A 10,627-nucleotide genomic window follows, 5' to 3' on the forward strand; every position below is an offset into this window, starting at 1 on the left:
GCCATCTCGACGCCGACTCCCTGCTCGCGGGCGACATGTCCGCCGCCCTCGACTGGGCCGGTGAACTGCTCGATTCCGGCCCCGTCCTGCTCGCCAGCTCGGCGACGCCGGAGGCGGTCGCGGCGCTGAAATCCGCCCATGGCGCCGAGGTCGGCGCGCGGATCGAAGCGGCCCTCGCCACCCTCGCCGCAGGGCTCGCCGATCGCGGTGTGCGCCGCCTGATCGTCGCCGGCGGCGAAACCTCGGGCGCGATCGTCGACCGTCTCGGCATCCCCGCCTTCGAGATCGGCGCCGAAATCGCCCCCGGCGTGCCGCTGCTGCGGAGCATCGAGGCCGAACCGCGCCTCTTCGCCCTCAAATCCGGGAATTTCGGCGGCCCCGATTTTTTCCCGCGCGCCCTTGCCGCCATGGGAGTTGCGCCGGCGCCCGGCGCGGACTAAATCTCGGCTCGCGCCATGCGGGTATGATGTAATGGTAGCCTGTCAGCTTCCCAAGCTGAACGCGCGGGTTCGATTCCCGCTACCCGCTCCAGCGCGAACCCTCTGCTTCCCGCGCGAATTGCTTCCGATGCGATGACTCGACCTGTTTCGGGTCGCGACGGATACGGCACAGCTCGATTGACCGCTGCACCGGCGAGTGGACGATGCGGCACGCGCCGGAACCGACCGACGTGCCGAACCGCGCGAGCGCTGGAGCGGCGTGCGTGACCGGGCGGTTGGTCAGCAGGAACGCCGGCCGGCTCCGCGCGAGGCGCCGCCGCACGATGCGTTGCTCCGCCGGATCCAGCGCGAGGTCCTGCATGTTCACGAAGCGGCTACCGGAAGTGGCAAGCCGCACGACGACGTAGCCGAGCGGGGCGCCCCGCATCAGCACCAGCGCGCCGCTGGGCAGAACCGGCACCTTTCCCTCGACCAGGCTTTCCCCATAGCCGATCCGGCCCCAGCCGATCGGTTTGGTCGTGACCAGGCAGAACACCAGCAGCGCCAGAGCGAGGCGGGTCACTGTCGCCCTCGCGAAGCGGCGTTGCAGGACGGTCACCACGAAAATTCCCGTGCAGACCTCGAGCGGCAGTGCGTAGCGCAGGATCGAGAACACCATCAGCCAGATCGGGTAGGCCACGACAATGAACCACCAGAGCGCGAGCGTCGGCGCTTCCGGGCGCTCCATCCGCCGGCGCAGCAGCCCGACGCCCGCGGCGAGCGCCGCGAGCCAGGCGAGGGCGAAGCGCGGATCGCGCAACGGTTCCTCGGACACGACGAAGCTTCGCCCCTCGATCCAATATAACGGATAGGCGATCCATTGTCCCATCGATCGCGGCAGGAACCGTACGTCGTGCGGGTCGAGGCGTGGCGCGAGGGGCGCATGGAACAGCCCGCACAGCAGCGGGAAGACCGGGTCGTGGAAATGGCGCCAGAGCAGGACGCCCCACCAGCCATACCCCACTGTGAAGGCGAGGGCGGATGTCGCCGTGAAGATGCCCGCATTGCGGAACAGGTCGCGCCGTGCCGGCGCCATGATCGCGACGGCGCCCGCCAGCGGTAGCACATAGATCGCGGCGGTCAGCTTGAGCGCGACGGCAAGCCCGCACAACCCGCCAGCGATGGCGACGGCATGGCGCCAGAAGCGCACCACGCCGAGCAGTGCGAGAAGCACGAGGCCGGCGGTCAGGATGTCGTCATAGGTCGTGCCGACTTCGGACAGCGTCGTGGCGCCGGTAAGCCCGGTCAGGGCGGCGAAGGTCGCGGCCCATGGTTCGCCGACCAGAGTGCGCGCGAGTTGGAAGACGACGAAGGCCAGGAACCCGAACGGAAGGCCGGCGCACAGGGCGACGATCCGCGGCGCATGCGGGAACAGGACGAATTTCGCCATGTAATAGGGCATGTCTTCGAGCGGGTTGAGATAGGCCTGAAACCCGCCGGCGAAGTAATCGGCGCCGAGCCGCCCGTTCAGCGCCGCGAAGGGCGCGTACAGGTGATAGTTCTGCAGATCCCAGTTCGCATCGGTCCGGCACGACAACGACAGGAGCGCGCCCACGACCAGAAAGGCCGCAAGTTCCAGGATCCACCGCTGCACGTATAGCCGTCGCATCAATCTGTCTCTCCGAATGAGCCCACCTTTCGGCGATCCGGTTCGCGCAGGCAAGACGCGGCGCGATTCGGGGTTTTCCGCGCTACTGACGGACCGTTTGCCATTCTGCCCAATCGGCTGGTATTGTCATTTGCATTAACGTTACCGCGGAAAGCCACTCCGCCATTTCACGACGGCCGGCGCCAGGCGGGCCCGAAGATATTTGGAGTTCGAGATGCCGGACCTGTTGCCGGGCCATGTCTTCCGCATGCGGATCGATTTCGGTTCATCGCGGCCCGACGCCCGCCGTTTGTTCCTTGTCGCGACATTCGTGTTTCTCAGCGGCTGGTGCGGATTGCGCCTGGTCTATGCGACCCCGATGGGCGAGGTGGCGGACGAGCCGTCGCATATCGCCCGGGCCGCCGGGCTGCTCGATTTCGACATTCTTGGTCACCGTGCGGTCATCGGCCATACGCAGGTCTCGGGTCTTTTCGTGAATGACGGGGTCCTCCGCGCCAGCCTGTCGGAATTCCGCCCGCTCCGGCATCGGCTCCTGACCCCGGCGGACCGCGCCAGGGCGGCGGCGATACCCTGGTCTTCCGGCCCGCCCGTCTATTTCGTGGCGAGCGGGAGCATCGAATATCTCCCGGTGCTGTACATGCCCGGCGCGCTGGGGATCGCGGCGGGGCGGCTGATCGGGCTGCATCCGCTCGGCGCGCTTTATCTCGGCCGCGTCTTCATGCTGCTGGGTTATCTCACGCTGGGCGCGCTCGCCCTGTTCATCGCGCGGTTCGGCGCGGTGTTGCTGTTCGCGCTGCTCAGCCTGCCGATGACGGTTTCGCTCGCGGCGTCCTTCAACCAGGACGGCATGATCATCGCCACCTGCGCGCTCGCCGGCGCCCTGCTCACCCACGACCCGGCCACGCGGCCGGCGTTCCGCTGGCTGGCGGCGGGGCTGCTCGCGATCATGGTCTGCTCGAAGCCGCCCTATGGCCTGCTGGTGTTCTGCGCCGCGATGCCGGTGATGGAGCGCGGCCTGTGGCGGCGGCTCGTCGCGGCCGGGCTGTGCGGGATTCCCGCCACGATCTGGCTTGCCGTGATGATGCGGACGAGCTTCGTGCCGCGCGACGTCACGCCCTACCCGGCCGGACCGCTCTGGCCCGGCCGTCCCGGCCAGATGTTCGACAGCATCGACGTGATGGCGAACCTGCATGTCCTGCTCGCCCACCCGGCGCAGATCGTGGCGATACCGGTCCGCTATGTCGAGACCTATTTCAATGTGCTGGTGGCCGAGTTCATCGGCGATCTCGGCTGGCTGAACGTTCCGATTCCATCCTGGCTGCGCGAGGCCTGGCTGGTCGCCCTGCTGCTGGCCTGCTGCGCCGTGCCGCTCATGCAGCGCCGCGGGGCGCGGCGCTGGACGCTGCCCGATGGCGGCTTCACCCTGTCGCTCGTGCTGGCCAGCGTGATCGCGGTCTGCCTGTCGCTGTATGTGTCATGGACGCCGGTCGGCGCGACGATGCTCATGGGCGTCCAGGGGCGGTATTTCCTGCCGCTGGTTCCCTTCGTTCCGCTGCTGGTTCCGCGGCCGTCGCCGCGATGGCGGGCATCCGCCCTGCCGGCGCCGCTCTCGGCCGCGCTCGGGTTCGTCCTGGTCGCCCCGGTCCTGATCCTGTCGGCCGTCGACATCGCCGTGCTGCCGGCGGTGATCCGGCACAGGTTCTGGTAGGCGGCATCCCGTGGCCCACACTCCACGAGATCCGGCATGATGGACAACCGGCCGCAGGAGCCGCTCCGGTCGCGATCGCCGGGCCCGCCGCCGCCGCGGGTGGCGCGGATCGCCGTGGTCATTCCGAGCTATCGCGTGACCGCGCATATCCTCGACGTGCTGGCGCGGATCGGCCCCGAGGTTGCGGCGATCTATGTCGTCGACGACCGCTGCCCCGACCGGTCGGGGGATTTCGTGCAGGCGCATTGCGCCGATGCGCGGGTGAGGGTCATCCGCCGCCAGGATAATGGCGGGGTCGGCCTCGCGACCATCACCGGCTACCGTCAGGCCATGGCGGATGGCTGCGACATTCTCGTGAAGATCGACGGCGACGGCCAGATGGACCCGCGCCTGCTGCCCCGCTTCGTGCGGCCGATCCTCGATGGAACCGCCGACTACGCGAAGGGCAACCGCTTCTTCAATCCCGAGGACGTGCGGTCGATGCCGGCGGTGCGGCTCGCCGGCAATGCGGTGCTGTCGTTCATGACCAAGCTCTCGTCCGGCTACTGGAACATCTTCGACCCGACCAACGGCTACACCGCGGTCCATGCGCGAACGCTGGCGCAGCTTCCGCTGGAGCGCATCGCCCCGCGCTATTTCTTCGAATCCGACCTGCTGTTCCGGCTCGGCACGATCAGGGCGGCGGTGATCGATATCCCGATGACGGCGGTTTATGGCGAGGAGCGCAGCCATCTGCGGATATTCCGCGTGATTCCCGCCTTCCTTGCCGGGCATGCGCGCAACTTCGCCAAGCGGATCGTCTACAACTACGTCCTGCGCGACTTCTCGATCGCCACGCTCGAACTGGCATTCGGTGCGCTGATCCTGGTGTTCGGCGTGATCTTCGGCGCGTGGAACTGGGCCATCAACGCCTCCCGCGGCATCATCACCAGTTCGGGCACGGTCATGCTGAGCGCGCTGCCCATCATCGCCGGACTGCAGATGATCCTGTCCTTCATCAATTACGACATTCTGTCGGTGCCGCGGCGCGCGCTCCACCCGTTTCTGTCCGCAGGCGAGGACGAAGGTGATCGATAACCTGATTCTGCTGCTGTTCACGCTGCTGATGGCGAGCGGCCAGCTCCTGTTCCGCAAGGTGGGGCTGGACCTGCGCGGCCATTCCCTGGCCAGCGGCGAGCCCGTGCTGCTGCGCGCGCCGGCGCTCTACGCGGCGCTCGCGCTTTACGGCATCGCGACGCTGATCTGGATCTGGATCCTCTCGCGCGTGCCGCTCAGCCGGGCCTATCCCTATGTCGCGCTTGGCGTCGTCCTGGTTCCGCTGGCGTCACGCGCCGTCTATGGCGATGCGATCCGCCCGATCTTCTGGCTCGGCGCGCTGCTGATCGTGGCCGGCATCCTGGTGACGCAGCTCGGCAGCTCCGGCTGATCGCGCCTTCGCCTATCCCCAGTCGCCGAGGTTCACCGCGCGCGCCCTGCGGATGACGAAGCCGGCCCAGAGCGCGAAGGGGAGCAGCGGCGCGAAGACCACCAGCGGTTTCCACGCCGTCGCCGCGTTGAGGAACCCGATCACCACAACGCCGCCGAACGCCGCGAACCCCCAGTAGACCACCGCGACGATCCGCGGATCGACCCCGGCGCGGTGGGCGACCTGATACAGATGCCCGCGATGCGCCCGCGCGAGGTTCCTGCCGGCCAGGGCCCGCCGCGCGAGGGTGAAGCTCACATCCAGCAGCACGCCCGAGAGCAGCAGCGGCACCACGAGGAACGAGAGCGGGACGTGCTGGTAATGCGTCGCCGCGAGCCCCAGCACCGCCAGCATGAAACCGCAGAACTGGCTGCCGACATCGCCCATGAAAATCCGCGCGCGCGGCCAGTTGAACGGCAGGAACCCGGCCACGCCGCCGGCCAGCAGCAGGGCCGTGGTGTAGACGAAGAAGCCGCCATGCAGCCCGGCGATGCCGGCGAGGAACAGGCAGGTGACCAGCGTCGTGCCGGCCGCGAGACCGTCCAGCCCGTCGATGAAGTTCATCGCATTGGTGACGAACAGGATCCAGCCGACCGAGAGCACCGGCCCCGCCGCGCCAAGCGCCACCCCACCGATCAGCGGCAGGTCGAACCGCACCGCCGAAATCCCCGATCCCACCGCGACCACGGCGGCGACGCACTGCGCCCCCAGCTTCACCGCGAAGGGAAAATCCTTCAGGTCGTCGAGCAGCGAAACGGCCGCGATGAGCGCGGCCGCCGCGATCACCCCGAGAAACACCGGAGCCGCGAGGCGCGAGACATGGCCGTAGCGGTACAGCAGCAGGATGCCGAGCATGAAGGCGCCGACGATGCCGACGCCGCCGGATTTCGGCATCACCCTGGTGTGCGCCTTGCGGGCGTCCGGCCGGTCGGGAACGCCGATGGCGATCATCAGCCGCACGACGAAGCCTGAAAACAGCGCGAGGCCGGCGAACAGCGCGAGATGGCGCGGCAGGGCGAGTGTCGCAATGCCCGGATGGGCGAAATAGGGAACCGTGTTCATGCGGCGCGGACCATGACCGAAGTTCGGGCCGGCATCAATTGCGTCCGCTCACCCGCTGTTTGCGGCCGCCCCGGTGCCGGGCATGAACGCGGCGCCGTTCTCCCGCAGGAAGCCGAGCAGCGTGGCCGAGGCGGGCATCGTCGTCCGTTCCGCGAGATGCACCGCATACCACTGCCGCACCACCGGCGTGCCCCGGATGTCGAGCCGCGCCAGCCGGCCGTCGCGCAGCTCGGCGTCGACGGTGTGCGCCGAGAGGAACGCGATGCCAAGTCCGGCCATGACGGCCTGCTTGATCGTCTCGTTGCTGCCGATCTGCATGCCGATGCGCGGCGAAATGCCGGCGGCGGCGGCGTAATCCTCCATCAGCCGGCGCGTGCCGCTGCCGGCCTCGCGCACCAGCAGCACCTCGTCGTTCAGTTCCGCCGGCGGAATGTCGCGCCGCCCCGCGAGGCGGTGGCCCGGTGGGGCGATCACCACATGCGGATGGTCGCCGATCAGGTCGGCGATCACCTTCATGTCGGTCGGCGGCCGGCCCATGATCGCGAGATCGACGTCATGCTGCGCGAGGCCGGCGATGATCTCGTCGCGGTTGCCGACCGTCAGCTTGAGCTCGATCCCCGGATGCGCGGCGGCGAAGGCGGCGAGGGCGCGCGGCGCGTAGTATTTCGCCGTGCTGATGATGCCGACATGCACGGCCCCGCGCTCCGCCCCGCTCAACGCCGCGATGCCGGCCTCGGTCTCGCGCAGCACCGCCTCGATCCGCGCGGCCGACTCGGCGACGATCCGCCCCGCCGCGGTCAGCGCCATGCCGCCGGTCGAGCGCTCGACCAGAGGCACGCCGAGCTGGTCCTCGATCGCCTTGATCTGCAGCGTTACCGCCGGCGGGGACACATGCAGGTCGCCCGCCGCCCGCGTCACCGAACCGTGGCGGCCGAGTGCGGCGACGGCGCGCATCTGCCGAAGCGTGATGTTCATCATCCGATTAAAGTAACGCTTAATTTTTCCTCCGGCAAATTAAGTGTTTCAAATTTTTGCTCTTTCGCCATCCTGCTTTAAGGCGGGCGCTTCGGTTGGTGCCCTGGGAGCGGGAATGCGGCAGTTCGACGTGATCATTCTGGGCGCTGGGGCCGCCGGGCTGATGGCCGCCATCGCCGCCGGGCGGCGCGGCCGCCGCGTGCTGGTGCTCGACCATGCGCCGGAAGCGGGCCGCAAGATCCTGATTTCGGGCGGCGGGCGCTGCAACTTCACGAACATCCATACCGCGCCGGACCGCTTCTTCTCGGAGAACCGGCGGTTCTGCGCCTCGGCGCTCGCCGGGTTTTCGCCGCGCGACTTTCTCGCCATGGTCGAGGCGCACCGCATCGCCTGGCACGAGAAGACGCTCGGCCAGCTGTTCTGCGATGGGCCGGCCCGCGCCATCGTCGCCATGCTGCTCGCCGAATGCGCGGCCGCCGGCGTGGAAATCCGCACGCTCTGCACCATCACCGAGGTCGGCGGCGGGCCCGACTTCCGCCTCGACACCTCGGCCGGCCCGTTCGCCGCCGGATCGCTGATCCTCGCGACCGGCGGCCTGTCGATCCCGAAACTCGGCGCGACCGGCTTCGCCCACGACCTCGCCGCCCGCTTCGGCCTTCGCATCGTCCCCCCGCGCCCGGCGCTGGTGCCCTTCGTGCTGGAGGGGGAGGAACGCGCCCGCGCCACCCCGCTGGCCGGCGTGTCGCAACCGGTCGTCGCCGCCTGCGGCCGTGCCCGCTTCCGCGAGGCGATGCTGTTCACCCATCGCGGCCTGTCCGGCCCCGCGATCCTGCAGGTCTCGACCGCCTGGCGCGAGGGGATGACGGTGGGGATCGATCTGCTGCCCGACGAAGGCCCGGATTTTCTGCTCCGCCGCAAGCGCGAGGCGCCGAAATCCGCGCTGCGCACGCTGCTCGGCGGGGTGATGCCGCAGCGCATGGCGGATGCGTTCATGCCCGCCGCGTTGCCTCCCGGCCCGGTCGCGGCCATCGCCGACCGCGCGCTGCTCGACCTCGGCGCCCGGCTCAAGTCCTGGCGGATCGTTCCCGCGGGAACGGAAGGCTATGTGAAGGCCGAGGTCACCGCCGGCGGGGTGGACACGGCCGGCCTGTCGCAGCGGACCCTGGCGGCGGCGGGCGTGCCCGGCCTTTTCGTGGTCGGCGAGGCGGTGGATGTCACCGGCTGGCTCGGCGGTTACAATTTCCAGTGGGCCTGGGCGAGCGGCTGGGCCGCCGGCAGCGCCGCCTGACGGTCAATCAGGCCGGAATTCGTGCGGGCCCCCGCAGGATCGGCCCGTTGCCGGCGCCGGTTATCTTGGCCGTGCGCGGCGCTGCGGGGGCGGTTGCCGGGGCGGTTGCCGGATCTGCGGGTGCGGCGGGTGCCGCGCGGCGCGGCTGGTGCGCTGCCGCGAGGGCCCGCAGATCCGTCGCCACCCGGCCGAGCACCTCGGTCCAGTCGCCCTGCGTGCGCTGGCGATAGATCCGCATCGTCGGGTACCAGGGGGTATCCTCGCGATCCTGCATCCAGCGCCAGCAGCCGTCCCGGCGGGACAGCATCCAGACCGGCTTGCCCATCGCGCCGGCAAGATGGGCCACCGAGGTATCGACCGCGATCACCAGGTCGAGCTGCGCGACCAGCGCCGCGGTATCCGCGAAATCCGCGACCCCACCCATCAGGTCGACCGCGTCGAGCTCCGCGGGCAACCCGGCGCGGTCCTTTTGCAGGTTGTAGAACCGCACCCCCGGCACCTCGGCGAGGCGCGACAGCAGGGCGGGATTGCCGATCGAGCGCCTGCGGTCGATGACCTCGCAGTCGATATCGTCGGGGCGCGCTCCGCCGGCCCAGACCAGCCCGACGCGCAGGCGCGGCTCGTCGCCGACCCGGGTCGCCCAGGCGGTCCGCAGCGCGTCCGGCGGGGCGAGATAGGGCAAGGTCGCCGGGATGGTCTGTACCGTGGTGCCGAACAGCCAGGGCAGGCTCATCAGCAGGCAGTGCATGTCGGTGGGCGCGCTGGCGCCGCGCGGAACCACCTCGGCAACGCCGGGCACCGAGCGCAGCAGCCGCTCCAGCCCCGGCTGGGCTTCGAGCACGACCGTGGCGCCCCGCGCGGCGACCAGCGGCGCGTAGCGGACGAATTGCAGCGTGTCGCCCAGCCCTTGTTCGGCCACCAGCAGGATGCGGCGGCCGGCGGGATCCTCGCCGCGCCAGAGCGGCCCGGCCTGCGGGGCCACCGGCTCGCGCCGGCGCCATTCATGCTCGGCCCAGCCGCGTTTGAAATCGCCCGCCGCCAGCATCGCGAGCGCGCGGTTGTAGCGCCAGGTCGGGTTGTCGGGCTCCAGCCGGTAGCAGCGCTCGTGCATCACCAGCGCGGCGTCGACCTGGCCGAGGCAGTGCAGCGCGTTCGCCAGATTGTTGAGCACGCCCGCATGCAGGGGATCGAGCGCCAGCGCCTCGCCATAGAACCGCGCCGCCTCGGGGAATTCGCCGAGATCGAAATGCTTGCCGGCGAGGCAGATCAGCGTGTCGACATCGCGGGGCATCCGCGCTGCGGCCTCCTGCGCCATGGCCTTGGCGTCGCCGAACATGCGGAGGCCGCGCAGGGCTTCCGCCAGGGCGCAATAGACGGGGGCGAAATCGGGGGCCATGCGCACGCAGGTCAGATAGCTCTCCACCGACTCGATCAGCCGGCCAGCCTTCTGCAACGCGTTGCCGCGATTGTACAGCGCCTCCACCCGGTCCGGCTCGCGCGCGAGGCAGGACGCGAAGGCCGCCGCCGCATCGTCGTACCGGCCGGCGTTGAAGGCGGCGTTGCCTTCGTCGAACATGTCTCTGGCGTGTGAATCCATCGGCGGCGGACCCTCTTGGTCTTTCGCCGCGAGATTCGCATGAAAGCCTTAACGCGAGGTTTCCGGCGCGACTTCCGCCTGCCTGATCCAGCCGGTCTCGCCCTGCTGCCAGTAGGTCAGCGCATGTCCCGCGGCGCGCGCCGCCTTCCAGCGGGCGCGCGCGGCGGCCACCGCGTCGGGGTCGTTGCCGTCGAACAGGTCGAACACCCGCTCGAAGCGGGCGAGATCCGCCGTCGCGCCATCCACCAGGAACAGGAACCGCGCGTCGTTCGGCACGTCGTCGCCGGTGGTGAGCCAGACCGGCTGGTCGGGGCCATGACCCATCGCGGCGGTGCCGTGCGGCAGCCAGTCCACCCCCGGCGCGAGCCAGAGGGCGGCGTCCAGCGCCTCGATCCGGGCGGGATCGGTGCCGCGCACCACCGCCCGCGCGCCGGCGGCGAGGGT

Annotated in this window: 10 protein-coding genes and 1 tRNA gene; 6 read left to right on the forward strand and 5 right to left on the reverse strand. The window is 69.8% G+C overall.

Annotation, left to right across the window (positions count from 1 at the left end; genetic code table 11):
• Both APM_RS06365 and APM_RS06370 read left to right on the forward strand, forming a co-directional pair.
• On the forward strand, positions 1–440 hold a 440-nt coding region (locus APM_RS06365; protein WP_007422531.1), incomplete at its 5' end, for a nucleotide-binding domain containing protein.
• A 17-nt stretch (positions 441–457) separates the two neighbouring features.
• Positions 458–531: transfer RNA gene (locus APM_RS06370), tRNA-Gly, on the forward strand.
• On the opposite strand, the gene APM_RS20275 is transcribed toward APM_RS06370, so the two are convergent.
• The gene (locus tag APM_RS20275) at positions 520–2,088 is read right to left on the reverse strand and encodes a hypothetical protein (RefSeq protein WP_007422532.1); all 1,569 of its coding nucleotides are present in this window, start codon (positions 2,086–2,088) and stop codon (positions 520–522) included. The two genes, APM_RS06370 and APM_RS20275, sit on opposite strands and share 12 nt — an antisense overlap.
• 214 nt (positions 2,089–2,302) lie before the next feature.
• Here APM_RS20275 and APM_RS06385 point away from each other — a divergent pair, with 214 nt between their 5' ends.
• From APM_RS06385 to APM_RS06395, 3 genes are read left to right on the forward strand one after another with little or no spacing between them, the layout of a single operon-like run.
• Positions 2,303–3,796 (forward strand): DUF2142 domain-containing protein, encoded by a 1,494-nt coding sequence (locus APM_RS06385; protein ID WP_039887949.1) that lies wholly within the window; start codon positions 2,303–2,305, stop codon positions 3,794–3,796.
• 36 nt (positions 3,797–3,832) lie between these two features.
• Positions 3,833–4,873 carry a glycosyltransferase family 2 protein gene (locus APM_RS06390; protein WP_007422534.1) on the forward strand — a complete coding sequence of 347 codons (1,041 nt, stop codon included), beginning with the start codon at positions 3,833–3,835 and terminating at the stop codon, positions 4,871–4,873.
• Positions 4,863–5,222: an EamA family transporter gene (locus APM_RS06395; protein ID WP_007422535.1), complete on the forward strand. Its 360-nt coding sequence runs from the start codon at positions 4,863–4,865 to the stop codon at positions 5,220–5,222. The genes APM_RS06390 and APM_RS06395 overlap by 11 nt, the downstream gene beginning before the upstream one ends.
• A 12-nt stretch (positions 5,223–5,234) precedes the next feature.
• On the opposite strand, the gene APM_RS06400 is transcribed toward APM_RS06395, so the two are convergent.
• Both APM_RS06400 and APM_RS06405 read right to left on the reverse strand, forming a co-directional pair.
• Positions 5,235–6,323 (reverse strand): MraY family glycosyltransferase, encoded by a 1,089-nt coding sequence (locus APM_RS06400; protein WP_007422536.1) that lies wholly within the window; start codon positions 6,321–6,323, stop codon positions 5,235–5,237.
• Positions 6,324–6,371: 48 nt separating this feature from the next.
• Positions 6,372–7,298, reverse strand: a complete 927-nt coding sequence (locus APM_RS06405; RefSeq protein WP_231844425.1) for a LysR family transcriptional regulator — start codon at positions 7,296–7,298, stop codon at positions 6,372–6,374.
• A gap of 115 nt (positions 7,299–7,413) precedes the next feature.
• Between APM_RS06405 and APM_RS06410 the strand changes: the two genes are divergently transcribed.
• Positions 7,414–8,586 carry an aminoacetone oxidase family FAD-binding enzyme gene (locus APM_RS06410; RefSeq protein ID WP_007422538.1) on the forward strand — a complete coding sequence of 391 codons (1,173 nt, stop codon included), beginning with the start codon at positions 7,414–7,416 and terminating at the stop codon, positions 8,584–8,586.
• Between the two features lie 7 nt (positions 8,587–8,593).
• On the opposite strand, the gene APM_RS06415 is transcribed toward APM_RS06410, so the two are convergent.
• Together APM_RS06415 and APM_RS06420 are read right to left on the reverse strand one after the other, a co-directional pair.
• Entirely contained in the window at positions 8,594–10,162 is a 1,569-nt protein-coding gene (locus tag APM_RS06415) for a tetratricopeptide repeat protein (RefSeq protein WP_241763119.1), read from the reverse strand.
• Between the two features lie 69 nt (positions 10,163–10,231).
• Positions 10,232–10,627: DNA polymerase III subunit chi (locus APM_RS06420; RefSeq protein ID WP_007422540.1), on the reverse strand; the 396-nt coding region annotated here is incomplete at its 5' end.

The sequence above is a fragment of the Acidiphilium sp. PM genome (assembly GCF_000219295.1).
GTDB lineage: Bacteria > Pseudomonadota > Alphaproteobacteria > Acetobacterales > Acetobacteraceae > Acidiphilium > Acidiphilium multivorum.